Origin of the sequence: Pseudogracilibacillus sp. SE30717A (genome assembly GCF_037071985.1) — a bacterium.
Taxonomy (GTDB): domain Bacteria; phylum Bacillota; class Bacilli; order Bacillales; family Amphibacillaceae; genus Pseudogracilibacillus.
Genome location: NZ_JAXHDF010000004.1, coordinates 318765 through 345078, shown reverse-complemented (window position 1 = coordinate 345078; position 26314 = coordinate 318765). Strand labels below are relative to the sequence as shown.

Sequence of the window (26314 nt, the reverse complement as noted above, 5' to 3'; positions counted from 1 at the left end):
GGGGAGCTATACGTATGAATGTCAAAGTTCTTTTAGATAGGCGAATTGAGGAATTTATTCTCGTCCTAACAATGGCAATAATGGTGCTAATTATGTTTGTTCAATCAACATCCCGTTATTTTATAGGAACGTCATTCAGCTGGGGATCGGAGTTTGCTCAGTATCTCCATGTTTGGCAAATTTGGATTGGGGCAAGTTTAGCAATTCGCTTACAATCCCATATACGAGTTGATGTGTTTGTAAAATTATTTCCTCCTACTGTACAAAAAATCTTAAACTTCCTTGCAATTAGTTGTTGGTTTATTTTTGCTGGATTTCTAGCAATTGAAGGAAGTAAATATGTTATGGATGTGTTAACAAGTGGGCAAACAAGTCCATCACTTCATGTGCCAATGTGGATTCCTTATTTAGCAATCCCAATTGGAGGAACGTTAATGGTCATTCGATTGTTTCAGCAAATGTATTTTTTATTTACGAGTAAAGAGGAGCTGTATGGAGGGGAGGAGATAAAATGACGGTCGCGATTTTATTTGGTTCATTTTTTATTCTCATGTTTATTGGCGTACCGATTGCCCTTTCACTTGGATTGGCATCTTTACTTACAATGTTCTTTGCAACTAATTCATCTCCAAGTGCTATTATTCAAAAAGCATTTACATCATTAGACAGTTTTCCACTTATGGCAATCCCTTTCTTTATTTTAGCAGGAGTATTAATGAGTCATGGGGGAATCTCAAAAAGACTATTGAACTTAGCGAGTGTTTTAATTGGCTTTATTACCGGTGGATTAGCCATGGTCACTGTACTGGCAAGCATGTTTTTTGCAGCAATTTCTGGCTCGGGCCCAGCCACTGTGGCAGCAATTGGATCTTTCATGATCCCATCTATGAAAGAACACAAATATAATAGTGGATTTGCAGCAGCAATTACAGCATCAGCTGGTTCAATTGGAGTCTTAATTCCACCAAGTATTCCTTTTGTTATGTATGGAGTAGTTGGTACTGTTTCGATTGGATCGATGTTTTTGGCGGGAATTATCCCCGGTATAATTCTTGGAATTGCATTAATGATATCATCCTATATAACAGCAAAAAGAAATGGGTACGAAGGGACAGGAGAGATTCCAACGTTCAAAGATGTATTAAAGGCATTAAACGAAGCAAAATTAGCATTGCTTATTCCAGTTATCATTTTGGGAGGGATTTATGCAGGTTTATTCTCGCCTACAGAATCTGCAGCCGTGGCGTCTGTTTACGCACTTATTATCGGGGTGTTTGTTTATAAGGAGCTAAGCTGGAAATCCGTGTATGAAAGTTTCTCATCTGCCGCATTAACAAACGCAGCTACAGTCATTATTATTGGATTTTCCATTTCTTTTGCCTATCTAATGACTAGGGAACGAATACCTGTCATTGTCGCTGACTTTATTGTTGGAATTTCGGATAGCCCGATCGTCATTATTTTAATTATTAACATATTCTTATTAATAGTAGGTATGTTCATCGATACGATTTCCGCTATTGTTATTTTAACACCAATATTACTTCCAGTTGTCACAAATATTGGCATTGATCCTATTCATTTTGGAGTTATTCTAGTTATGAACTTAGCCATTGGTTTTGTAACTCCGCCGCTCGGTGTTAATTTGTTTGTTGCTTCTACTGTTGGAAAAGTTTCGTTTGAATCGATTGTAAAAGCAATGGTTCCTATATTGATCACGATGATTATTGCACTATTAGTGGTCATTTATTTTCCACCTTTATCAACAGGTCTACCAAATTTGTTATCTCCTTAAGTTTTTTGTTTGCACGGGTAAACCAATCAAATTACTGTTATTCGCACTTCTAATTCAAACTTGGGAGTGCTTTTTTCTATCATCAATATTGAATTGCATATATTTTTTGAAAAAGTATACCATACATATGAATATCTTTTTATTACTAGCTAGAGACGTAGAGAATGTTACCAAGATGCTAACGGTAGAAATTTGTTTCAAGTACGCAATGTAAAATTCTTTTTTCGCAAGGGGAAATATAACTTGGAATAAAGAATAAATCATTTAAGAAAGTTGAGGAAGATAGTTAAATGGAAAGTAGACAAGCCACTCATAATAGAGTACGATACTCATCAAGAAATGTGGGCTCGGGTTTCTTATTTGGCGTCGGCATGGTTGCATTTATTGATGAAACAGTATTTCACCAACTTCTTCGTTGGCATCATTTTTATGATAAATCGACAACGGCTATTGGTATTATTTCGGATGGATTTTTTCATGCGTTTAGCTGGTTTGCGACTATTGGAGGTTTATTTCTTTTTGCTGACTTACGTCGACGAAATGCTTTATACCTAAAAAGATGGTTAGGTGGTTTATTTTTAGGTTCAGGTATATTCCAATTATATGATGGAATCATTCAGCATAAAGTAATGCGCATTCATCAGATTCGTTATCATGTTGATATTTTACTGTATGATTTAATATGGAACATACTTGCAATTGGACTTATTTTTGTTGGAGTTTTCCTACTTTATCAAACACGACCGAACCGTATGGGGGGAAAATAAGTGATAGTAAACGGTATAAAAATGGTGACATTGCTGGAGCTTATTATATTTTTATTTTTTATTATTTTAATATTCCTTTATATGGTTGCTATTAGAAAATCAAATCTAACGTATAAGAGATGGCCGCATCATAGAGTTATATGTTGGATTCTAGGGGTTCTATGTGTTGCAATTTCAGTGATTGGTCCAATCGCACATATGGCTCATCATCATTTTGTTTGGCATATGATCGGACATCTTTTACTTGGAATGTTAGCACCTGTATTATTAGTGCTTTCTGCTCCAACAACTCTATTACTCCGCCTCTTACCCGTTTGGCAAGCTCGGCGTTTGACACGGGTTCTACGAAGTAAAATTACAAGAATTTATACGAATCCTCTGGTCGCAACAACGCTTAATATTGGCGGTCTGTGGGTCTTATATACGACTGATTTATATGCAACCATGCTTGAAAATTCCATACTTCAAATACTTATTCATGTGCATATTTTTTTAGCTGGCTATTTATTTACTGTATCACTCCTATATATTGATCCCGTCCCGTATAGAGTAAGCTACTTATATCGAACCACTGTCTTTGTGATTGCTTTGGCTGCTCATGAAATTCTTTCAAAATATATTTATGCTAATCCTCCTGCAGGGGTAGAAGAGTCCCAAGCTAAGATAGGAGGAATGCTAATGTATTATGGAGGAGACGCGATTGATTTAATTATTATTGTTGTCCTTTTTTATCAGTGGTATAAATCTACGAAGCCTATAAATGGTTCAACCTTCAGTAGGTTAACTTCTTAAATCGATGTTATCTCAGTAGGCATATTTAAGAGGGAAGATTCATATTATAAATGGTAAAAGAATTTTTTGTTCTGTTATTGATAGATGAGTAAGCTTAAAATTAACGTTTAGACGATAACGGTGCTTATCGCTTTTTTATATGAAGCTTAATGATTACCTTCTTTTATTTCAGGTCAATAATGTTTGAGTTTGATAAAACAGAACAGACCATAAACAAAAGTTTTAAGTAAAAACTAAATATTGAACTGATGGAGGAATGATCACTTGATTACAGTATTTTTAGCTGATCAACTAACATGGAATCTTCCTCTCTTATTTATAATACTAGTGGTTTCAGGATTTTACATTATAAGTCAGAGGCGCAATTTATCATTTACTAAAAAAATGCAACCAATTTTATTTTTAACAGGTGTTTGGCTGTTATACGGCATGATAGGAAGCCCGCTGGTAGCGTTTAGTTATCTTTCATTTAGTTTTCATATGATCCAGATGAGTATGGTGTTCTTTATTGTTCCGCCCCTTATCCTACTCGGTATTCCAAAACCGGTGTATAATAAAATAGTCCATTTACCTTATATTAACAGATTACCTCACATTATCACTCCTAAAATAGCACTCATCATTTTTGCAGGACTTTTTCTTCTATATCATCTTCCTGTCTTTCTATCCTTTGTTTCGCAATTTTCAGGACTTCAGAAAATATATTTGACCGTGTTATTTATCTTGTCTTTTCGGATGTTCTGGCCAATTGCATCCCCAGATCCTAACGAAAGGCTTTTATCAAACAGAAGAAAGAAATATATTTGGCAAAGCAGTATGTACATTATGCCGGCATGTATGCTATTTATTATTAGTGCATTACTTGATGGAATGCATAACCCATTTCTCAATCAAATAGCCGCTCATTTATGTCTCCCTAGCGGCAGTTCTATACAGATTCTACCTCCACCCTTTAATACAAAATACGATCAAATGATGGCAGGAGCAATAATGATGGGTTTGCATAAGTTTGGTTTAATGGTGACATGCAAACTTGAAAAAAAGTGCTGTTAGAAAGGAAGAGCCGAATAGTGACATTCGGCTCTTTTAGAGTAAGTTATGCGATTTGTTTACAAGCTTTTGCGCATTCAAAACATGCCTCGGCACATTTCTGGCAATGGTCATGTGAATGTTTTTGACATTCATTACCGTATGCATCACAAATCGTTATACATACATTAGCCAATTCGGATGTAAAAGGTGTGCCCCTTGAAATTGCTTGAGCAAGATAAGCACAAAAATCTGCACATTCACGATCTAATCGAATACAATCCTTCATCATTTTACCTCTTCTCGTAAACAAGCATCATAACCATGGTTACATGCTGTCATGCATTCATGTAATGTTCTTAATAATGTTCGTTTCTCCTCTTGTGTCAACATCAAAACCTCCAACCATAAGAAGTGAAGTAGTACATATTCTTTACCCTTTATTATTTTATATAATCCAAAGTTACTATTTATTTTCAAGGGAGCTAAATAACATAGGTATTATTACGCAGATATTACAACCTTATTATTTTTTGGTTTCAAGCCGGCATCTTACCTGTTTATCTATTAAAGTTAGAAGGGAGTATGTAGAAATTTTATAAATAAGGTGACATTATGAAAAAAATCTGTCTAATATTTATACTTTTTATCGGAGTAATTTGTTTTTTTACACAATCAATTTATGCACAATCAAATGATAATTTACCAGAATTACATAGCGAATCGGCAATTGTCTTGGAAGCATCAAGTGGGAAGGTACTCTTTGAAAAAAATGCTACGAAAGAGATGTATCCTGCTAGCTTAACAAAAATTGCAACTGCGATCTATGCTATTGAAAAAGGTAATATGGAAGATGTTGTCACGGTAAGTGAAAAAGCGAGACATATCGAGGGGACAACAGTTTATTTGGAGGAAGGAGAACAAGTTAGATTAAAAAAGCTTGTTCAAGGTTTATTAATAAACTCCGGCAATGATGCGGCCGTTGCTATAGCTGAACATTTATCGGGAAGTGAGAAACAATTTTCTTCTGATCTAAATGAATATTTGCAAAACGAAGTGGGTGTGTCCCATACAAATTTTGAAAATTCGAGTGGCCTCTTTAATGAGAAACATGTGACAACTGCAGCTGATTTAGCCAACATCACACAGTATGCTATGAACAATTCATTATTCAGAGAGATTTTTGGGACGAAAGAACTTAAGTGGGTAGGTGAATCTTGGGACACCACTTTATTGACTCATCATTTATTGTTGGACGAAATGCCTTATGAAGGAATTACTGGTGGGAAAACAGGATTTGTTAATAAATCGGGATTTACATTGGCGACAACCGCAAGTAGAAATAACTTGAATGTTATCGTAATTACAATGAAAACAAATTTTAAGTCAGAGATGTATAAAGATACGACCAACTTATTAGATTATGTATTTGATCATTTTATTACATCAAAAATTGCAGCAGGTACTATTTTTCAGATAGAAGATGAAGAATATAAAACGACAAAAGACTTGGAATATACGTATTCAAAAGAAGACCAAATCCAAACCGAAATAAAAAAAGGTGGAATTTTGCATATAAAGAATCAGGATGGAGATCCAATTACCACTTTTGCATTGGAAAGACTGAAACAAGAGGAAAATGAAGAAGCAATAAGTACTTCAGAACATACACAGTCGGATAAAAATGGATTAGAATCTTACACTAAAATATTTTTCTGTTTTGTTCTAGTAATTGGTGTCGGATTTTTTGCCATACGTAAAATAAGAAAGCGTAAAAGTAAGTTTAAATATTAAGGCGTTCCGTTCTTTTAGAGAAATTTATTAATTAACTATTCACATCAAATCACCATTGGCAAATAATATTATTTTAAAAGAGAGGTGCGCTGAGTTGCATCTCTTTATACCGTAATGGATCGCAATCATGAATTAGGAACGTTCCTAATCAAAAGCTAAAATAACGTAAACTTAAAAGAATAAGAAAGGGTGCTCTTACAATAGGAAGAGTTATAAAAATGAATACATTTATTCATTCACAGTGATGTTGGTTGAACCTTTAATCGTTCTTTAAAAACGGTAAATACAGACCTAAATTTAAAAATACAATTAATCCAAACACTAGGATATAAAATAGCAGTTCCACAGTATCTCCTCCTAAATAATCTACCCAAAAAGACTTTTTGCAAAACGATAGAACTATCCCATTTTTGTCTCTGATTGTTGAAGGTTTAACACTAATAAGCCAAGTTTATTATGTAATAAATTCCAAGTAACTCAATGATTGTAAGGTCATCCGTTTTAGTTATGGTTTTTAATGTTGGTGGAATCTTTTTATCGATTTTAATAGTCGCATAGATATTCTCGTTAAAGCTAATCTCACAAGTACGATTAAATATATCTTTTTTAAAAACATACTTTTTATTATTTTTATAATATACCATACGTGGGTTTGTGTTAATTTTAGTTTTATCTTCTAATAAAAATTTGCTCTCATTTAAAAATATATCCCATTTTAATTTTATCAAATTTGATTTAAAAGACTGCTCTCTTATTTTTAAATGGTTACCATTATGTTCTCCATCAATATTTATGGTTTCTAAAAACGATAATGTAACAGGCGAATAATGAATAAGTTTGTTCAAGAAATTTTTATACTTTCTTTGAATAAATCCGACCTTTACACTATCCGAATTAATAATTTCTATTTGTTTACCTGAATATTTCCATGTTGGTAAAACTGCGAAAAATTCCATAATTTTGCTCCTTTGTACCCCGTTAACTGAAAAACACTTTAAATGTAACGAAACCTACTATAACTGTAATTAGTAACAATCCTGTTCCTTTCCATCCCATTATACCTACCGGGTCATCGGAAAAGTTCGCAATTCGTGAACTGTCAAATGCATCACTTATATTATTATCTGTATTTTCTTTCTTAGTTGTTATTATTTTAGTTTCTAGGGATCTATCATTGGTACGATCGTTATCATAATTCAAATCAAATCCTCCAATCAATAATAATTCAACCTGCATAATTTGCCTATACGTTCAAGGAATGCGTTACTTCTTATTCAAATTCTACACCTGATTGTACAATTTGCAAATCCCTGATCAAAAATAAGACTCCCATCATAAAGTTATGACTTGAAAACAATGAATCAATGCATCACCCAGTCTAGTATCATATATACTGTTCTATTTTTTAAAAAAATTAATAAAATATAGGAATACGAGAAAAAAGTGGTGAACAGAATGATTAACGAAACAGCGAAACTTGATGTTGAAGGAATGTATTGTTCCGCTTGTGTTGCAAGGATTGAGAAAGTTGTTTCTAAATTAGATGGAGTGAAAGAAGTATCAATCAATTTAGCTACAGAAACAGGAAGAGTTACGTTTAATAAAAAAAAGACAAGCATCGAGACGATTCTAGATCGCATTAAACAAATTGGTTTTGAAGCAAGTGTAGTGGCAACAGATAAAACATTGGACAGAGATAAAGAAATAAATAGATTAACATGGCATTTTATCCTGTCAGCTTTTTTAACTCTACCGTTAGCTTGGGCAATGTTCTCTCACTTTATGTGGTCAGAGTGGCTCTATATCCCATCGATTTTTATGAATCCTTTTTTTCAATTTATTATTACACTCCCAATTCAATTTGTTATCGGGTATCAATTTTATGAACGAGCTTGGAAGGCAGTTAAAAATGGAAGTATGAATATGGATGTTCTCGTTGTTTTAAGTACGAGTGCTGCTTTCTTTTATAGTCATTATGTGACCTTTACAACTCATGGATTTCTATACACGACCGAGTCAGCTGTATTATTTTATGAGACAAGCGCTTTTATCATTACATTTATCTTATTAGGAAGATTATTGGAAACAAAAACAAAATATAAAACGACAGAGGCATTGAAAAAGTTATATGAGATAAAGACAGAAAAGGCTAATTTATATAATGGTACTGACGAAGTGTTGATAAATGTTAAAGAATTAAGACCAGGGAATATTATTATTGTCAAACCGGGGGAGAAAGTACCCATTGATGGACAAGTATTAGAAGGAAACTCCATGGTGGATGAAGCGTTGCTTACAGGTGAAAGTATTCCGATCGAGAAAAATAAAGGTTCAGAAGTTTATGCGGGGACGATTAATCATAATGGATTATTAAAAGTAAAAGTAACTAAAAAGGATTCGGATACAGCGTTATCTAATATAATTAAAATTGTCGAGGAAGCACAAAGCTTAAAAGCGCCAATTCAACATATAGCCGATAAAATAACAAGTATGTTTATACCCATTGTGATCGTTATTGCTATCATTACCTTTATATCATGGTTTTTTATTTTTCAGCCAGGAAATATGAGTGGTGCCCTAGGAAAGGTAATAGCAGTACTAATTGTTGCATGCCCTTGTGCACTTGGATTAGCAACACCAACCTCTATTATGGTCGGAAGTGGACGAGCCGCTCAATATGGAATATTGTTTAAAGAAGGGAAATATCTCGAATTACTCGGGAAATGTACATATATCGTATTAGATAAAACTGGAACAGTAACAAAAGGAATGCCACAAGTAACAGATGTTTTTGTTGATACGATGGAGCCTAAACAATTTATGCGCTTAATTGGTGCGGTAGAACAGACTTCTGATCATCCGGTTGCTAAAGCAATTATTACTAAAGCTCGCTCCCAAATTAGTGTTTTACCAGAGGCCAAACAAATACAAAATGTCCCCGGATACGGAATTATAGCAGTTGTTGAGGGAATGAAAGTCGTGATTGCGAGTTCAACCTATTATAAAATGAAAAAAATTACTATACCCAGTAAAGCATCGTTAATAGAACAATCGTTAAAGAGTGAAGGAAAGACAGTGATGATTGTTTATGTGGACGGTAGATATGCAGGAATCATAGCTGTTTTTGATGGAATTAAACCAACTTCTATACGTGCAGTTGCTCGATTAAAACAGAAGGGGTTGCCTATCGTATTATTAACAGGGGACCATGAAAAATCGGGCCTTTCTGTTGCTAGAAAGGTAGGAATTAAAAAGGTATATACAGAGTGTACTCCAGATGATAAAGTTAAAATCATAAGAGAAGTACAACAAAAGGGACATCATGTTGTTATGGTAGGTGATGGAATAAATGATGCACCTGCACTTACAGTAAGTGATATAGGAGTTGCCCTTGGCACTGGTTCCGATGTGGCAATTGAGTCAGGAGATATTACAATTGTTAAAGATGATTTAAATCGTTTGGTTGACGCAATCATTATTAGTAAAAAAACAATGGTGAATATTAAACAAAACTTTGTTTGGGCATTTTTGTACAATATCATCATGATTCCTTTTGCGATGTTAGGAATTTTAGTTCCCTGGTTAGCAGGGGCAGCAATGGCATTTAGTTCCATCGCGGTTGTTTTAAATTCCTTAAGATTGAAACGGCTCCAACTAGATTAAAATGTATAATGAGTAGCAGCCATTTACCGGGTTGTTTATTATGATTAGACCTAATGCCCGATAGATTAATTGGACATTAGGTTTAGGTTTATGAATTGATAAAATTTCTGTTTTTTTGCAAAATGTTGGTGTTTAATAATTGCAGTGCAACGAATAACATTTATCAATAAGCAAACTTAAGAGCTAGAGATATTAGAGATATTACTATAACTTAAAATCAATATTAAAAATAGAGTCATTTATATACAAATTTCTTTTTGCCGGTTCAGTTTCAACAATAATATTGCCTTTACGTATTACATATAAACACTCACTTGTAAGTCGAATTGCTTCATATTCATCAGATGCATCAAGAATAATACAATCTGCCTGATTGCCGATCTCGATACCATATGTTTTTAGGTTAAGTGATCTGGCACCATTTACGGTAATCATATTAAACAGATCATTTATTTGTTCCATGCCGCTTAAATGTGCTGTGTGGGCTAGAAGGTGAGCTGCCTGAAGCATATGACCTTTACCAAAAGGGCCAAAAGGATCCATCAAATTATCGTTACCAATACTAACGTTTACCCCACGCATTCTTAATTCATCTACTCTTGTTGTCCCTCTTTTTCTAGGATAACCGTCTAATCTATTTTGAAGCAATGCATTTGAAAAAGGATTAGTCACGATGTTTAAATTGGCTCGTCGTAAATTTCCAATAAGTTTTGCAGCATAATCATTATGATAATTATGCATTGCCGTTGTATGACTGGCCGTAACCTTTCCTTGCATCGAGCGATTGATCGCCAATTTTGCAATTACTTCAATAAAGCGAGATTGATCATCACCAGTCTCATCTGTATGAATATCAATTAACGTATTATATTTTTCCGCAAGATTAAAAGCATGTTCAACGGACCTAATCCCCTCTTCTCTCGTCAATTCAACCTGAGGTAGGCCTCCGACCACATCAGCCCCCATTTTTAACGAGTCTTCCAGTAATTTATGCATGCCTTTAAAAGCAAAAATCCCGTCCTGAGGGAACGCAACAACTTGAATATCGATTAATTCCTTCATCTCATCTCTAAGTTCTAAGATTGCTTCCATTGTCTTAAGCGTTGGTTCAGTTGAATCCGTATGAGCACGAAGATGTAATACCCCATTTGCTACTAACCACTTTACTGCACGTCTTGCATTATTTTTTATTGATTCCTTTGAGGCATTATGCTTAAAATCTCCCCAAATGTCAATTGCTTCTAGTAATGTACCGGATTGATTATATCTCGGATTTCCAACACTAAGTGCAGCATCTAAATGAATATGGGATTCTACAAATGGAGGACTGACAAATTTCCCTTGTGCATCAACTTCTTTATCTCCTTTCTCATTAATTTTTTCAGTGATTCTTTCAAATTTTCCATCTTTGATTCCAATATCTACTAGACTTTTTTGCCCTCTTAACCTAGCATTGCGAATAATTAAATCCATCAAGATCCTCCTTTTATAGTCAAGCCGTCTCAACATTTTTCAAATACATATCTGTTACTTATATTAAGCTCATTTAAAAATAGTGCAAGTTTTGTTTATAAGACATGATGGAAGGGTGGATAGAGTTTTTTTGATAAATTGGAAACGAAGAGGTATTAGGTTTAACAGAGAGGAAGACAGTGGACTGATTCTTCTTTTCCATTCAACAATGGAGTAGTGCGAATATAGCTAGTTTTCAAGAGTTATAGCCAAAAGAAACAGTAAAAACTAAAGCAAATAGAGATGAAATAATTAAAATCGTACAGATGGATGTTATAAATATAAGTAAACTTTTAGGTATATTCGAACGTCTTTTCCAAGTAGTGAAAATTAATAATAAGCTCATAAATATAATTATAATAATAATAGCTAGAAACATATATCGCTCTTTCATGATCATAAATAAATCCATCTATACAGCTCCTTAGAAAGTAGTGGGACATACGAGAACAGAGAATTTATAAAATAAATTGTTCAACTATACAGAGTATAATAAAGCTCAGAAGGGCGAAACTTTGAAGGATTCGATGATAATAAACTTTGTCTTTTCGGTAATAGATCCATTCTTCAATAGCCTGACTAATTGATATTAAAAGCAATAATCCACTTACCATAAATGGTGCTAGAATTTTTGATATTCCCATAGCAACACTTATAAATACGCTGATCAGAAATAATACGATGAGTACAATTTCTACAGCAAAAAAATACTTTTTTCTCTCTTCGGTAAATGTCCACATTCGCTTATTATTAATTTTTCGCTTTCCTTGAAGATAATAGAAACGAATAGTCAAGTAGATTATAAAAACAACCGTAAAACTAATAATTAGGAATAACAAGGTAATCCTCCTAAATCAAATACCTTTCACCCAGAAAGGTTATTATGATTAAAAGTAAACTTAAGCCCAAGATCAATACATGATAATAATAAGCTTTTTCTTTACGTTTGAATTTCCACAATTCAATCGCTCGAATCGCGTTCGCGAGTACCAAGAATCCGAGAATAAGAGTAGCACTTATAGTTTGAGAAACAATATTCAAGTTAATCAATACAAGACCAATAATAAAGTAACAAAGTAACGAGAAAAATTCCATACGAGCAAATTTTTTATTTCTGTCTTTAGATAATAAATGGAGGTTTGATCGCGGTATATTTAAATGTCTTTTGAAATAGAACTCGGAAATTAGGAAAAAGATTATTAGAATTAGTAATGCACTGATAATATATAAATACATATTCTTTCAACCTTTCATTTACCATTATTATACATTAACCTACCGACTGATTAAAGGGGATATTAATTTTTACACATTCCGTAAATAGCTACTTCTGAGAGAAAGCAATTTTGACTTCCTATTTTTTTCTATTTACATATTTGTTATGATAAAAAAAACAGTGTAAGGAGTGAAGAAGTGAACAACAGGGGAAAAATTACCGTTATCATTGTCATAGCAATTGTTGCTGCATCTGCATTGATTCTTTATTTTCTTAAATTAGGCGTGGAAGAAAAGCTAGAAAACGAAAAACAGTCGTTAAAGGAGGACCAGTCAGAGCATATTGAACAAGCTGAACAGGTGGAACCGACAGTACAAAATGAGGAAAAAAAAGAAATTTCGTATACGAATCCTTTTGGAAATAAAATTGAACCACAAGAAATAGAGGAAATTAATGTACTTAACTATATACATTGGATGTCGCATCAAAAAGTTAATGCAGAGAACAAATGGGGATTTTATGAAATTACGGATGAAAGAATTGACTGGTTATTAGATGCATTAGATCAAGCAGGACATTCTATTTTTAATACAGAGAATTATAAAGAAATTTTAACAAGATGGAAAAACGATGATTTTACTAATATTGTTGACGATCATAACTATGTATGGGGAATCCAAGGTGGCACAGACGAAAAGAGTGGAAAGGCTACAGGAGTTTTAAACGAGGAACAAGAACAGAAGTATATAGAAAATACAGAAGAAGTAAATGAAATGTACAAAGACGAAGAAAGTAGTGAGTAAGAGGAATGATTTCATATTTTTTAATTCCAACAGGGATTAGGATGTGTACATTCATATCAACTGTAGTATGATTTATAAAAAGTTCATAATGTAATAAAGATCGTCCATGATGACATATGGTGCGGCACGCATAGGCTGACCCTCGACAAGAGGTAGCTTAGAAATTAATCCATTACGTATCCACTAAAAATGCATCAGGGAGCTATGATTTTTATCAGAAACGAGGAACGCTACTAACATCCCACTAACAATGTCCATAGGCAAAACCTCCTTACTAAGTTATATCCCATAAATTATTCGAAATAATAAATCTCTTTAATTGAGAATTGTTATCATTTGTTATATGTTAGATAGTAACGACACATATAACTGAGTAAGGAGAATGTATAATGCAAATATACTGGACTAAAATAAATAAGATTATTGAGGAAACATCTGAGGTTAAAACGTACTTGCTCGACTGTCCGGAAGACTTCACATGGGAAGAGGGTGCCCATACCCACTTTGCACTGGAAGGTTTTAATGCCGGAGATAAACCAAACCGCAGCCTGATTCGTCATATGTCAATCTCCACTTTACCACACGAAAATTCAATCGGTATCACAACACGCATCAGAGAACAATGCTCTGAGTTTAAGGCAGTTTTAAGAAAACTTGAAGTCGGCAATGAAGTTGCAATATTTAAGACTCATTCGAACGTACCGCTTAAAAGAGAAAATAAAAATGTTTACCTACTATCATCAGGTGTTGGCCTGGCTACATTCAGACCGCTTGTACTAGATTATTTCGAACGTGCTGATAACGTCAATCAAATTCATTCCTTGAACATTGATTCATCAAAAGATTTTTTATTCACTAATATTTTTAAATCCGTATCTGACAAGAAGTTTACATCGCAGTTCGTCGATAATCGTAAAGAATACTATGAAGAAGTGAAAAATCTTGCCGCAGATAAGGATGGACTCTTCTATGTTGTCGGCAGCGACGAATTTCTCATGCAGAACATCGAAGTACTGCGTGAGAAGGGGATCGAGCCAGAACAGATTATGCTCGATAAGCGTGAACAACAGTTGCCTGAGTTTTTATCAGTTGATTTGTCTATATAAGTCAAGACAAATTATTTTTTCGGTAAAATACTAAATTAATGTTTCATTAAAAGGTGCTAATCTGGAATAAAGATTAGCGCCAATAGAATGGAGATACTTCTACAGTCAAGTCCAATTTGTGTATATGGTTCTTAACAGGAATTGCAATGATAATGAGACCTAAAAAGTAAAAACAAGCAGCTTTTAGAAAAAGTTCTGCTTGTTCATTTCTTCAACTACTAATTCCCAATCTTCTATAAAACCAGCACGTAAATTTGGGCGTCGTCTTATTGCTAACGGATGATAAGCAACTGCAGTCGAAAATCCGTTTACTAGATGAATTTTTCCACGAAGTGTTTTGACCTCAGCCTCATCATTTCTAAAAAAACTTTGTACAGCAACGTTTCCCATACAGAAAATGAGCGAAGGTTGCTTTTCTTTCAATTGCTCTTCAAGATGCTTTATACAAATTTTTCGAGTATATGCTTTGTCATACTTTTTTCTAGGTTGCCTTTTTAGTACATATGTTACATAAATCTCTTGCACACTCAATCCAACTTCATATGCTGCTTGTTGTAAAGCCTGTCTGGTTCCACAAACAAATTCTCTTCCTTCTTTATCTTCTCGCGCTCCTGGATTGTCCAAGATGATCATTAGTGAAGCATTGGGATTCCCTTCACCCCAAATCATGCGGGTGCCATGTTTAAATAGACCACACTCTTTACAATCTATAAGGTATTCCGGGGTTGGGTCTTCGGGCCAAGGAACAGGACAAAAATCTGACATATCAAATTCCTCCTAAAGGAAATATTCAGCCATATTTTAGTATTCCCTTATAACCCTTCCGAAACCCCAAGGAAAATAATTCCGAGCATCACAATCCCAATCATAATATATTGTCTGGGTGACATAACTTCTTTCAAGAATATCCGTGATAATATAACTGAAAAAATTCCGTGAGCGGCAATAAGCGGTGCTGCAATAATTGCGTTTCCTGCCATTGCGAACACATAGAAGAACTGTCCCGTAGTTTCTAATATCGCAGCAAAACCTTTATCTCTTTCTTTAAATAACATAAAGGTTTCTTTTTTAATAAACCTTAAGTAAATATAGGAGAGGACTGCAACGATAAAGAATGTAAATTCATAGGCAAGTAGTGCAGAATCTTCGCTGATGAGTTTTAATTCATCTAGGTAGATTCCATCTGCAAACGTTCCAAGTCCATCAATTAATGCATACAGAATTGGGAAGGTTATGGCAAGAAAACCGAGCTGGAATTTTGGATCAATCGTTTGATTTGCATCTTTTAATGCTCTATCTTCAGCTTGTTTTTCAAAAATAGCAAGTCCGATAACCCCGATCGTTACAATGATGATTCCTGCAATATCTATGAAACTCATTTCTCTAGGAAAAAAGATAAATAATAGAATAGCACTAACTGCTCCTGCTGAGTTTTGTACTGGTGCAGCAATTGATAATTCAATATACCTAAGCCCTATATAGCCAATTGTCATCGATAAAATATACATAAATGAAACAGGAAGATACCGGATCATATCAAAAGGATCAAAGGTAATGTCTTTGATGACCATATAACATACGGCGTGAATTCCCATAACAAAGCCTACCATCGTAACAATTTTTAAATGGCTGAATTTATCGTCTGGATTGGATCCTTTTTTATAGAAAAGATTCGCAGCTCCCCAGGCGATCGCTGTAAAAATAGAAAAAATGAACCACATTGAATTAAATCTCCTTGTCTGTTAAAAATGTCCTTTAATATCTTACCACATTTAACAGCTAGGAGATAATTGAGCTCACATTATCGGAATAAAAATTAGGCAGGTATGCTATTATTATAGCTATACAGCCTTTTCCATGAGTACTTCTTTAAATCTGCTTGGTTCATCTAATCGTATGGCTATATATTCAAATTCTTTTTTTAAGCCAAATAATAGCTGAGCTTTCGTTGGTTTTTTTAACTTTAAAATGACATGAGGGTAAACGTCTTCAAAGTCCCGTGCTATGAAATCAATTGTATTTTTTGGAAGTTTGTTCTTAAGAATTTCTGGATCATCCATTATTTCCTCTATATTGTCCCAGTTAATTTTGATTCGCTTCATAATACCGAATGATATATACATACTTTTCTCATTGATTTGTATAGCGTTATGACGTATCGCTTGTAAATTTCCTATAAAAAAGATGATCGAATAGACATTTAAAATGAGTAAAATAACTGATAATATAAAAAATCTTTCATGAATCCACCAATGAATAACGATTGTTTCAAGAACGATACTGTGTATAAGCATGATTTGCATGGCAATTAGACTGGAGTTTTTGTGTATAGTGAACGAATTCATATTAGTATTAGGAGCCTTGTTCCAACTTGCAAACGCGTAATAAAACATAAGCATTTCTGAAGAAATAATTTTTATTAAGGTTGATGACTTTATATGTTTATCAATAGCATCCGGAAATGAAAATACAGTTGGTAAAGAACTATTTTTTACGGAACGAATAATAGTTGGCAAGTATTTCACCAATATGAAAATAAGGGATACTTCTAATAAAACAATTCCGCCTTCTACGGCAAAACCCATCCATGTTACTGCTACAAATGGCTTCAAATATTCAATCGGAATTAGAAAGCGTACAAGTACAAGTCCAGTTGCAATTGCTACAATAATATTTTTAACATTCCAGTTTTGTTTCCAAGCAACAAATAACAATGGTGTAATTAGAGCAAGATCAATGATGGATCCTACTACGACGCCGTTCGGGTTTTCTGGAAGTGAGCTTACCCCAAAAGCAGTGTGATATAGTGTAAGGTTGGCCATTAGCACGAGTATAAGTAAAGCAAGCAAACTATTACGATGGAAGAAAATATGTTTTAATACCATTGCAACGACTCCTTTTTTTTATCTTATGTATTTTAATTATATTATATTATATTATTGATTGAAACGTACGTTTAGTAATCCCTTATTAATCTCATTTCGAGTTATATTTTTTCTTCCCTTTTCAAACTTTAAATACATACAAAAAAAATCGCAGAAACAATAATTTTTCTGCGATACGTTATTCTGACCTATCTCTTGTTCTTTGAAGTGGGTTATCGTTTGGAAGATCTGTATAGAGCATTTGTGCAGGCATTGCAATTTGTGCACCTGCATCTTCAACAATATCTAAAATTTTTAAATTAATTTCTTCTCTAACCTCAAGATATTTACCCCATTCTGTCGTTTTCGTAAAGAAATATAAGAGAATATCTAGTCCATATTCTTCGTATTCATCGACAGTAACAAAAATGGTTTCCTGGTGGACTTCGGGATGGTTTCTTAATAAATTACGAATTGATTGTACGACTTTTTCAATTTTTTCTTTTGGTGTGTCATATGTTAATCCCAAATTAAAGGTGATTTGCCGTTTACCCATCTTACTCCAATTCGTGATCGGTTCATTTGCTAATGTTGCATTAGGTACCGTTACTAGTGCTTGGGCAAATGTACGAACTTTTGTACTTCGAAAAGAAATATCCTCTACTGTACCTTCTACGCTTGGAGTTTTAATCCATTCGCCTATTGTAAATGGCTTTTCGGTAATAATGACGATCCCGCCAAATAAATTTTTTAACGCATCTTGTGCAGCTAGTGAAATTGCAAGTCCACCTATCCCCAATCCGGTGATTAAAGCCCCAATTTCATAATCAAATACTTGTAAAATAACTGTCACACTAACTGCGATAATGATAAATTGAATTGTTCGAGATAAAAATGGAATTAAAATTTCGTCAATTTTTATATTTGTTTTTTCATTAATCGATCTGAAAATCATAGATGATGTCGATGCTAAATTAAAAAATCCCCAACTAATAATATAAATAATCGCTGCCTTTATAACATTAATGAACAATGGATTTATATGATTAAAGTACGGGTAATACTTCACAGATAAATAGATACCGATAATAATGAAAAACCATTGGAACGGTTTATCAAAAGCTAAAAATATGTTTGGAAGAAAATTGCTTCGAGTTTTTCGACTTAATCTCAGTAGAAAAGAAAATACATACTTTGTAAATATTTTTCGAAATAGAAGAAATAACAAAAAAATACCGATTGCAATTCCAACGTCTATTAAATATTCATACGAACTAATTAATTCCCAATTCATTTTTAATCTCCTGACGTTTAATTTAAAAGCTTATTTTCACACTTTTTAAAGAATTTAAATATAGGGCATTAGATTGTAATACCCTCGTGTCGCATATTCAACCTTATGCTACAATAATATGAACGATTAAACAATAAGTATGAATTTTAAATTTCATTTATAGAGGAGTGATGGTTTTATGTCAATCAATGTATGGAATTCAGATGTATATGATGATAAATTACATTTTGTATCTAGATTAGGAAAAGGAATATTAGAACTCCTCCAACCAAAGGAAGGAGAAGAAATATTAGATCTTGGGTGTGGAACAGGAGACTTATCTAAAGAAATTGCCAAAACAGGTGCTGTTGTTACAGGAATTGATGCTTCTAGTGAAATGATTAAGAAAGCTCGAGTGAAATTTTCTGGATTGAATTTTCACGTCGCTGACGCTGTAGACTATCGTCGTGAGGAAAAATTTGATGCTGTTTTCTCAAATGCTGCCCTACATTGGATGAAGCAATCGGAAAAGGTTGTTAAGACGATTGAACAAGTATTGAAGCCTAATGGCAGATTTGTAGCAGAATTTGGTGGAGCGGGGAATGTCCAAACAATTGTAAATGCCATTCAAAAAGTGCTGCAAGAAAAATATAGTATTGATTCTGTCACGGACAGAAATCCGTGGTATTTTCCTAGTATCGGTGAATACAGCAGTTTACTAGAGAAGCATGGGTTTCATGTTACATATGCGTGTTTATTTGATCGTCCAACAACACTTCCAGACGGGGAGGAAGGACTAACCTATTGGTTAGACAGTTTCGCGGATGATTTTTTTCCAGATTTTTCACCAAAAGAAAGAAAGCAAATATATGTAGAGATTTCAAAAGAGATAGAGGACGATCTATTTATTGATGGAAACTGGGTAGCAGATTACAAACGATTACAGATAATTGCTATAAAAAAATAAGGTGGATTAGTTTAGGTTGAGAAAGCCCTGATGTAGACCTTAACTATAATAAATTTTAGTAATTATATAAAATTAAGGGAGACTTATTGTTTTGGATGCAAAATGTATTAAATATTATGATTTTGGAAGTCCACAAGATGTATTAACAGTTAACAATAAAAGCATTGAACCACCAAATGATAATGAAGTTCTTGTTCGCATGCTAGCACGTCCTATCAATCCATCTGATTTAATACCGATTAAAGGATCTTATTCTCATCGTATATCGTTGCCAAGTATACCTGGTTATGAAGGTGTTGGTATTGTAGAAGATGTAGGTGCTTCCGTTTCTCAAACTTTGATTGGTAAACGAGTTTTACCTTTGCGTGGGGAAGGCACATGGCAAGAATACGTTAAGACATCAGCAGAGTTGGCAGTTTCTATCCCGGATCCTATTGATGATTTTACGGCTTCACAGATGTATATCAATCCAGTTACAGCATGGGTTGTATGTACAGAATTTTTAAAATTAAGACCGAATGATGTTTTATTGGTTAATGCATGTGGTTCATCTATTGGGTATATTTTCGCTCAATTATCAAAGATCTTAGGTTTTCACTTGATTGGAGTGACTAGAAATAGTAAGTATACAGAAGATTTACTTCATCTTGGTGCCTCATATGTGGTAGATACATCTAAAACCTTGCTTTATGAAACAGTTATGGAATTAACAAAAGGAAGGGGCGCGGATGCTGCTGTTGACTCTGTTGGGGGGCCATCTGGAAATGACTTGGCTTATTGTGTACACCCTAATGGAAATTTCTTAACTATTGGTCTTTTATCAGGACTACAAGTGGACTGGGCGAGTATTGTAAATAAAGCAAAAGTAAAGGCTAATACATTTCATTTACGGAATTGGAATAAGAGTGTTTCATCAGATAAATGGCAAGTAACATTCAATAATTTAATAACATTAATCAAAGATAACCAATTAAGATTGATGAAGATGAATTCTCATTATGATTTGTTAAACGTAAAAGAAGCTGTTAGTGTTGTTGAATCCTCTAAAAAAGGTAAAGGAAAAATTTTTTTAACAAGTTGATGAATAACTTATTATTCAAGAATGAACAAGTTTGGGTTGAACCTGCTAGCTGAACTTGCTCGAAATAGCAAAATCGAACTAGTTGAGATTGAATTAGTTATCTGAACTAGTTCGAAGTAGGGGATTGAACGATTCTGAATCGAATCAGTTAGCTAAATTTGTTCGTAACATTTTAAAGTGATTTTATGCTGAATCTGTCCGCTTTTCTTCAAAGTATAATGAATAAAGTAAAAACTAGAGACTATTTTTTAGCTTTTTTTCTATGAATCTCGCACTCTTTTCTTTTTGGGTCTACCCCCAACCGAAAGCCAAGTAACGAATAGAAGCATGAGTACAACGCCAATGAATTGAACGTTTTTCAATGTAGTGCCGAACCAGATGACGGAAATAAGCATGGCGGTCAACGGTTCTACGCTTGATAAAATACTAGCTTCGATTGCAGTAATATATTTCATGCTACTTAAAAACAAAACAAAAGCGAGTGATCCAAAGAGAACTAATAACAACATGACGAGTGGGATAACATCTTCAATTAAAATTCCCCATTCATCTGAATTCCAGACGCGATTAACTAGTCCAAGTACTGTTCCGCCCATAAGCATGGCCCATCCAACAACTACCAAGATGTTCCATTCCTTCATAAGTCGTGCAGGATATAATGTGTAAAAAGCAAAAGCCATGCCGACAATTATGCCCCAGATTAGTGCTTCCTTACTAACAAGTAATTGATTCATCGAACCATTCGTCATTAATAAAAATAACCCGATCAGTGTTCCGGAGATCCCAATAATTTGATATCGAGGAGGCATACTCTTATGCTTTAGTGAAATATATGCGATAACAAAAATCGGAGCAGAGAACTGTAATAGTGTTGCAACAATTGCATTACTTGCTTCAATCGTTGCGACAAATCCATATTGTATACCAAGCATCCCGAATATACTAAAAATAATGAGTTGATTTCTCCACGAAGGCATTTTCCAAATCGAAAAGATATTTTGTTTTCTATAATATAAAAATCCCAATAGTAAAATTCCACCACTTATAAGGCGAATGGTGAGTAAAAAAGGGACAGATATATTTTTAGCATCTAAAATCCATTCCAATAGCGGGCCAGTCGTTCCCCAAAGAAGACCACCCATAATAATCATGATAATTCCTTTTAGTCGTTCCATCGTATATTTTCCTTATCTATAAAATCCAGCTCCTCCATCATAGCTCACATACACTCAATAAGAAAAATAATTTGCCTTTTTCGAAAAGTTTTTAATTGCTTATTTTTAGTTTGCATATACTTTATTGAAGGATTAATAAAAGGTAGGGGAAAGATAAATGAAACAAAAATATTTAATAATTATTTTCATTTTCTTCTTGTTTATTCTTACCGCATGTTCATCGGAAACATCTGTAGAGCTAATTGAAACGAAAGTGGAAATAATAAAAGATAAAGAAAAAACTGGTGCAATTGAAATTTTAGACGGAGATTTTAAAGGTCAGGAATTTGTTCCAACAGTACTTCATTATGAATTCACCATTAAAAATATTGGTAATAAGAAAATAGATAATATTGAAAGTGAAAATTTAATCATCACCATTCAACCTCATGATAGTTTAATTGCTGTTTCTGAAAAAATCCTCGGAATTAATATATATAATTCGTCTCATTACAAGAATACAGGGTTAGGATTTGGAACATCTTATGCAACTTCCCTTGAACCAGATCAAGAAGAAACATTCGCTGTTTATTTCGATTTGGGTATAAGTGAAAAAACGTCAGAAGTATCTTTACTTGTCCCTTCACGTGACGAGTTAAAAGAATTAATAGAACATGCATTAGAGGCAACTTTAGTAATTGAATTAGATGAGGAAGAAATTGCTCGTTTCGATATCAACCCTTAATTCTTAAATTAGGATGAATTGTTTGCATAAAATCAGCTTTTAATCTAATGGCTCGTCTTGTATTTGTCCTGTCAATCCTTGCATACTTAAGAATAAGCAATCGATGTGGGGATACAAATACGTTGTGCAATTCGTAGACTTAGTGGATCAACACTTGGATTCGCTTCAAGAATGCTATCAATTGTAACATGAAAAGTACGTGCGATTTTATAGAGTGTATCACCAGGTTGGATAATATATGCCATATGGTTTGGTGGACAAGCTGGAATACAAATAACTTGACCTATCAGGAGATTATATGGATCAATTCCCGGATTTGCGGCTAAGATTCGTGAAAGAGTCACCTCCAATCTATTTGCAATAAAGTAAATTGTATCACCAGGTTCGATAACGTATGGATAATGGTTTTGGGGACAGAGCATACACAAAGAAAAAACCCTTCTTTCTTTTTTTTGGCAGTATATGAATTGATTGAGCTGAATGATACAAAGGCTTCCTCTTTATAGCGGCACCTTACCTAATTGACAATAAAATACAAAAGAGTTAGATTGTATTTAAAATATTAGTTAATAATCGACTGGAGGTCTTTTGTTTGGAACCGAAGAAAGAGGTTAATTCATCTTCATATCAAACTGTATGGAGAAATCCTGGATTTATGTTTTTATGGTCTGGAAATGCGATTGCTACATTTACCTTTTACATATTCACCATTTCTCTGCCGTTGATTATTTATGATTTAACACAGTCTCCACTTGCTATGAGTAGCATGAGGGCGATAGAATTTATTCCAAATATAATACTTGCTGTCTTTATAGGTGTACTTGTCGATCGGTATCATCGGAAAAAGCTTTTAATGCTATCCGTCTTAGTTCAAATTTTGGTTTTGTTTGCACTTATTGTTCTTCTATACACTTCTTCCATTCAGTTATGGCTCATTTATTCACTTGGTTTTATTTTATATTCATCTTCTTATATGTTTGGTAATGCTTTTCACAGTACAATCCCTAATTTAGTACCGGAAAAACAACTAACAGAAGCAAATTCCTCCATTACGTTAGCAACTTCAACAATAGAAATTATTGGCCCAGCTTTTGCTGGCATGTTACTCCTTTCATTTAATTATACAAACGGACTAATTTTCACCATGGCAGGTTTTTTCATTCTATTAATTTTCACTGGCTTTGTTAACATTACTCCACATCAAGGAATGGAACGAAAGGAAGAAAGTAAATTTGTAGATGAAATAAAAGAAGGATGGATCAGTTTACGTGAAAATAAAGAATTATGGGCATTGACGATCGTTATCTTACTTACTAATATTGCAGCCGCCTTTACATTAGCTGTTCTCATTTTTTATTCGGTTGATATCCTGAAATTAACAGAAGCACAAATTGGAATTATCCTTGGTAGCTCAGCAGTTGGAGGAATCATTGCAGCATCGATTGCCAAAAAATCATTGCGATTTTTTAAACGTGGCATCATTATGATCTTAGCACTAGTTATCGATTTAATTGGTTATACTATGCTCGTTTTTTCATTTACTTGGATTCTCTTAATCATCGGAATGTTTTTAATAGGTTTTGGTGGGGCAACCATGGGGATTCATTACTCTACATTGCGCCAGTCCACCACACCGAATCATTTATTAGGAAGAGTAGCGGGGACCTCCTCGATGTTGATGAAATTGGCAGTTCCCTTTTCATTTTTAATTGCAGGAATTCTTGCCGAAATCATCGACATTAATTATATTTTCCTAATCTCTTTAGTCATTACGATTGTATTAATTTTTTATCTATCCAGATCTACTGTTGTGAAAATTGACTAAAAATTAAACATATACTATAGACCTACAAAATTATAAATAGTTAAGTCTTTTCTATTATTGACTGTAGGAAAAGCTTATATGAAAATTGAATTATACAATTATTAAAAAATGAGTTTCTTTTACATAGCCTTAAAATTATCCTGGGAGGTTAATGCTTTGTTACCAATTGGCTCAATCGTCAATATAAGAGACGGCACGAATAAACTGATGATCTTAAATCGCGGACCAGTCGTTGAAATAGAAGGAAAAAAAATGATGTTTGATTATTCAGGTTGTCATTATCCACTAGGACTTGCAGATGAAGAAGTATTATATTTTAACGAAGAAAATATTGATGAAGTGATTCATGAAGGCTTTAGCGACTCCGATGAAGAACGATTTCAAAAACTGTATAATGAATGGAAACAGGATAACTTGCATTTTTATCCCAAAGGAAAAGTAAATGGCCGAATAAAGTAAAACAAGCTGGTTGAAAAGTATTAAAGAAAAGACGAACTATGTTAGATGTATGCTAGCTTTGGAAATCGCTATTCACACAAACATAAGAGCGACATCCGGGATTACACACGGTTCTCCCCATCGGAACATTTTCTGTTCCCAAAGGCGGACAGGACGTCCTAGTTTCGGCCTTCGTTACAAATCTTTGTGGTGGAACGAAAGCGAAGCTACATTTCCTCCAGGACATGGCCGCTTTTAGCCGATGAGGATTTTGCGTATATTCCTACGCTTAACTAACATATTGTTCGTCCTTACCAGTTTTTAGTTTTATTTACGATTCCAATCTCTTTTAGACGAAAGATACGATGAGGAAATCCTTCAAAAATTAATAATTACAGAATGAGAATAAGTTATAACATCTATCCAAACCATATTTTACAACCGTTATCGTATTTGTTTAATAAGTGAGGCATCCAGGTACATCTCATAACTTTCTTCAAAAATGAAATCAAGTCCTGGAACGGTTTGTTGATAAAGTGGTAAAAAACCATATTTTCTTGCGAAGGATGTACTTTCGTTACTATGACAATTCTCCAACATAAGTCGTTGGAACCCAGTTTGAGTAGAGAATTTTTTTAACCAATTAAAGAAATTTTCTTCCGTTCTTTGATTATCATCTCCTTTGATGGTAAAGCTTGCAATAACTAATGTAGGATAAGGAACTTGGTCACTACGTAAACGAATATGGAGAGTACCTGAGAGTGTATAGATGTCCACATAATTTCCGCGTTTTTCCATGCGGATTTCTTCTCTGAGCTGTTTTTTAAAAACTTTAACTAACTCTTCAAAATATACTTCTTTCAAGTCAATTGTCTTGGGACGAATGCCATTTCTTTGCTTTCTAAAAAACAGTTCCATTAGTTTTTTTTGTTCCTCTTTATTTTTGATCAGTATGCTCACCTACCTATTTTTCCTTTAATTACTTATTTCAATGTAGAAGTAGATAAATCCTTGTTAATATTATATATTTTTGAAAGGTTTGAGTCGCATTAGTCATAGGTTAGTAATATTTAGTATCAAAAATCCTATTTTTATAAAATCTTGTGGCTATATATTGGACAGGTATTTAAACTTATAGTTCTTTTTTAGGAAAAAGCTGAGGCAACCGAAAATTAGCCAAGTCTGAAAAAAAATACCGCATTGGAAGAATGATAACTAGTTCTTTAAATTTAGCAATAGTTAAATAAGTTAATTCATAAATCACTATTTCGAAAAGTTAGTTGCTTTTTTTCTCTAAATCGGATAGGATTATGTTTTAGTGCAAAAGAACTAAATGAAATTGAAAAAGGCAAACTATTCGAAAGGATAGGACGCAAAGCTATAGGGTCTACTTTGTTAATGGGTAAAAAATACTATTTACATTATGATTGCCTGGCTGCCAAATGTACTATTTCAATTTTTGGATTGAATCATTTTGGCTATTCGTATTT

Annotated in this window: 27 protein-coding genes, 1 pseudogene and 1 riboswitch; of the genes and pseudogenes, 14 read left to right on the top strand and 14 right to left on the bottom strand. The window is 33.7% G+C overall.

The window, feature by feature from the left end; genetic code table 11:
* Positions 1-14 precede the first annotated feature (14 nt).
* The 5 genes from SPD48_RS08680 (at position 15) to SPD48_RS08660 (ending at position 4407) form a co-directional block, all read left to right on the top strand.
* Positions 15-515 (top strand): TRAP transporter small permease, encoded by a 501-nt coding sequence (locus tag SPD48_RS08680; protein WP_336257697.1) that lies wholly within the window; start codon positions 15-17, stop codon positions 513-515.
* Positions 512-1795, top strand: a complete 1284-nt coding sequence (locus SPD48_RS08675) for a TRAP transporter large permease (protein ID WP_336257696.1) — start codon at positions 512-514, stop codon at positions 1793-1795. Before SPD48_RS08680 ends, SPD48_RS08675 begins: the two co-directional genes overlap by 4 nt.
* A 290-nt stretch (positions 1796-2085) precedes the next feature.
* The gene (locus tag SPD48_RS08670; protein ID WP_336257695.1) at positions 2086-2562 is read left to right on the top strand and encodes a DUF2243 domain-containing protein; all 477 of its coding nucleotides are present in this window, start codon (positions 2086-2088) and stop codon (positions 2560-2562) included.
* Positions 2563-3354 carry a cytochrome c oxidase assembly protein gene (locus tag SPD48_RS08665; RefSeq protein ID WP_336257694.1) on the top strand — a complete coding sequence of 264 codons (792 nt, stop codon included), beginning with the start codon at positions 2563-2565 and terminating at the stop codon, positions 3352-3354.
* A 264-nt stretch (positions 3355-3618) separates the two neighbouring features.
* Complete coding sequence (locus SPD48_RS08660) at positions 3619-4407, top strand: cytochrome c oxidase assembly protein (protein ID WP_336257693.1); 789 nt, start codon at positions 3619-3621, stop codon at positions 4405-4407.
* 43 nt (positions 4408-4450) lie between these two features.
* Here the strand turns inward: SPD48_RS08660 and SPD48_RS08655 are convergent.
* Positions 4451-4776: pseudogene (locus SPD48_RS08655) on the bottom strand (four-helix bundle copper-binding protein).
* Positions 4777-4998: 222 nt separating this feature from the next.
* On the opposite strand from SPD48_RS08655, the gene SPD48_RS08650 reads away from it, so the two are divergent.
* On the top strand, positions 4999-6177 hold the full coding sequence (locus SPD48_RS08650; RefSeq protein WP_336257692.1) for a D-alanyl-D-alanine carboxypeptidase family protein: 1179 nt from the start codon (positions 4999-5001) through the stop codon (positions 6175-6177).
* A gap of 437 nt (positions 6178-6614) precedes the next feature.
* Here SPD48_RS08650 and SPD48_RS08645 read toward each other — a convergent pair whose 3' ends face one another.
* Together SPD48_RS08645 and SPD48_RS08640 are read right to left on the bottom strand one after the other, a co-directional pair.
* Complete coding sequence (locus SPD48_RS08645; RefSeq protein ID WP_336257691.1) at positions 6615-7133, bottom strand: tubby C-terminal domain-like protein; 519 nt, start codon at positions 7131-7133, stop codon at positions 6615-6617.
* 22 nt (positions 7134-7155) lie between these two features.
* The gene (locus SPD48_RS08640; protein ID WP_336257690.1) at positions 7156-7377 is read right to left on the bottom strand and encodes a DUF6366 family protein; all 222 of its coding nucleotides are present in this window, start codon (positions 7375-7377) and stop codon (positions 7156-7158) included.
* Positions 7378-7632: 255 nt separating this feature from the next.
* Between SPD48_RS08640 and SPD48_RS08635 the strand changes: the two genes are divergently transcribed.
* Positions 7633-9840: a heavy metal translocating P-type ATPase gene (locus tag SPD48_RS08635; RefSeq protein WP_336257689.1), complete on the top strand. Its 2208-nt coding sequence runs from the start codon at positions 7633-7635 to the stop codon at positions 9838-9840.
* A 204-nt stretch (positions 9841-10044) separates the two neighbouring features.
* Here SPD48_RS08635 and SPD48_RS08630 read toward each other — a convergent pair whose 3' ends face one another.
* The 4 genes from SPD48_RS08630 to SPD48_RS19945 form a co-directional block, all read right to left on the bottom strand.
* Positions 10045-11313: a cytosine deaminase gene (locus SPD48_RS08630; protein WP_336257688.1), complete on the bottom strand. Its 1269-nt coding sequence runs from the start codon at positions 11311-11313 to the stop codon at positions 10045-10047.
* A gap of 235 nt (positions 11314-11548) precedes the next feature.
* Entirely contained in the window at positions 11549-11764 is a 216-nt protein-coding gene (locus SPD48_RS08625) for a hypothetical protein (protein WP_336257687.1), read from the bottom strand.
* Between the two features lie 46 nt (positions 11765-11810).
* Complete coding sequence (locus SPD48_RS08620; RefSeq protein ID WP_336257686.1) at positions 11811-12191, bottom strand: DUF4181 domain-containing protein; 381 nt, start codon at positions 12189-12191, stop codon at positions 11811-11813.
* Between the two features lie 10 nt (positions 12192-12201).
* Positions 12202-12588 carry a DUF4181 domain-containing protein gene (locus SPD48_RS19945; protein ID WP_442962132.1) on the bottom strand — a complete coding sequence of 129 codons (387 nt, stop codon included), beginning with the start codon at positions 12586-12588 and terminating at the stop codon, positions 12202-12204.
* Positions 12589-12765: 177 nt separating this feature from the next.
* Between SPD48_RS19945 and SPD48_RS08615 the strand changes: the two genes are divergently transcribed.
* Together SPD48_RS08615 and SPD48_RS08610 are read left to right on the top strand one after the other, a co-directional pair.
* A complete protein-coding gene (locus SPD48_RS08615; RefSeq protein WP_336257685.1) occupies positions 12766-13371 on the top strand; it encodes a DUF6241 domain-containing protein in 606 nt (201 codons plus the stop codon).
* A 389-nt stretch (positions 13372-13760) separates the two neighbouring features.
* Entirely contained in the window at positions 13761-14477 is a 717-nt protein-coding gene (locus SPD48_RS08610) for a dihydropteridine reductase (RefSeq protein ID WP_336257684.1), read from the top strand.
* A gap of 183 nt (positions 14478-14660) precedes the next feature.
* Here SPD48_RS08610 and SPD48_RS08605 read toward each other — a convergent pair whose 3' ends face one another.
* The 4 genes from SPD48_RS08605 to SPD48_RS08590 form a co-directional block, all read right to left on the bottom strand.
* Positions 14661-15242 (bottom strand): uracil-DNA glycosylase, encoded by a 582-nt coding sequence (locus SPD48_RS08605; RefSeq protein WP_336257683.1) that lies wholly within the window; start codon positions 15240-15242, stop codon positions 14661-14663.
* Between the two features lie 47 nt (positions 15243-15289).
* Positions 15290-16198 carry an EamA family transporter gene (locus tag SPD48_RS08600; RefSeq protein WP_336257682.1) on the bottom strand — a complete coding sequence of 303 codons (909 nt, stop codon included), beginning with the start codon at positions 16196-16198 and terminating at the stop codon, positions 15290-15292.
* 120 nt (positions 16199-16318) lie between these two features.
* On the bottom strand, positions 16319-17362 hold the full coding sequence (locus SPD48_RS08595; protein ID WP_336257681.1) for a beta-carotene 15,15'-monooxygenase: 1044 nt from the start codon (positions 17360-17362) through the stop codon (positions 16319-16321).
* 178 nt (positions 17363-17540) lie between these two features.
* Positions 17541-18635, bottom strand: a complete 1095-nt coding sequence (locus SPD48_RS08590) for a mechanosensitive ion channel family protein (protein ID WP_336257680.1) — start codon at positions 18633-18635, stop codon at positions 17541-17543.
* A gap of 178 nt (positions 18636-18813) precedes the next feature.
* Here SPD48_RS08590 and SPD48_RS08585 point away from each other — a divergent pair, with 178 nt between their 5' ends.
* Together SPD48_RS08585 and SPD48_RS08580 are read left to right on the top strand one after the other, a co-directional pair.
* Positions 18814-19581 (top strand): class I SAM-dependent methyltransferase, encoded by a 768-nt coding sequence (locus SPD48_RS08585; protein WP_336257679.1) that lies wholly within the window; start codon positions 18814-18816, stop codon positions 19579-19581.
* Between the two features lie 91 nt (positions 19582-19672).
* A complete protein-coding gene (locus SPD48_RS08580; protein ID WP_336257678.1) occupies positions 19673-20662 on the top strand; it encodes a zinc-dependent alcohol dehydrogenase family protein in 990 nt (329 codons plus the stop codon).
* Between the two features lie 260 nt (positions 20663-20922).
* On the opposite strand, the gene SPD48_RS08575 is transcribed toward SPD48_RS08580, so the two are convergent.
* Positions 20923-21837 (bottom strand): DMT family transporter, encoded by a 915-nt coding sequence (locus tag SPD48_RS08575; protein WP_336257677.1) that lies wholly within the window; start codon positions 21835-21837, stop codon positions 20923-20925.
* Between the two features lie 157 nt (positions 21838-21994).
* Here SPD48_RS08575 and SPD48_RS08570 point away from each other — a divergent pair, with 157 nt between their 5' ends.
* Positions 21995-22561, top strand: a complete 567-nt coding sequence (locus tag SPD48_RS08570; RefSeq protein ID WP_336257676.1) for a hypothetical protein — start codon at positions 21995-21997, stop codon at positions 22559-22561.
* 86 nt (positions 22562-22647) lie between these two features.
* Here SPD48_RS08570 and SPD48_RS08565 read toward each other — a convergent pair whose 3' ends face one another.
* A complete protein-coding gene (locus SPD48_RS08565) occupies positions 22648-22989 on the bottom strand; it encodes a LysM peptidoglycan-binding domain-containing protein (RefSeq protein ID WP_442962131.1) in 342 nt (113 codons plus the stop codon).
* Positions 22990-23153: 164 nt separating this feature from the next.
* On the opposite strand from SPD48_RS08565, the gene SPD48_RS08560 reads away from it, so the two are divergent.
* Both SPD48_RS08560 and SPD48_RS08555 read left to right on the top strand, forming a co-directional pair.
* Positions 23154-24386 (top strand): MFS transporter, encoded by a 1233-nt coding sequence (locus SPD48_RS08560; protein ID WP_336257675.1) that lies wholly within the window; start codon positions 23154-23156, stop codon positions 24384-24386.
* Between the two features lie 108 nt (positions 24387-24494).
* Positions 24495-24845: a DUF4176 domain-containing protein gene (locus tag SPD48_RS08555; RefSeq protein ID WP_442962130.1), complete on the top strand. Its 351-nt coding sequence runs from the start codon at positions 24495-24497 to the stop codon at positions 24843-24845.
* 423 nt (positions 24846-25268) lie between these two features.
* Here the strand turns inward: SPD48_RS08555 and SPD48_RS08550 are convergent, their stop codons facing one another.
* Positions 25269-25784 carry a hypothetical protein gene (locus tag SPD48_RS08550; RefSeq protein WP_336257673.1) on the bottom strand — a complete coding sequence of 172 codons (516 nt, stop codon included), beginning with the start codon at positions 25782-25784 and terminating at the stop codon, positions 25269-25271.
* Positions 25785-26161: 377 nt separating this feature from the next.
* Positions 26162-26267, top strand: a riboswitch (cyclic di-GMP riboswitch).
* Positions 26268-26314 lie beyond the last annotated feature (47 nt).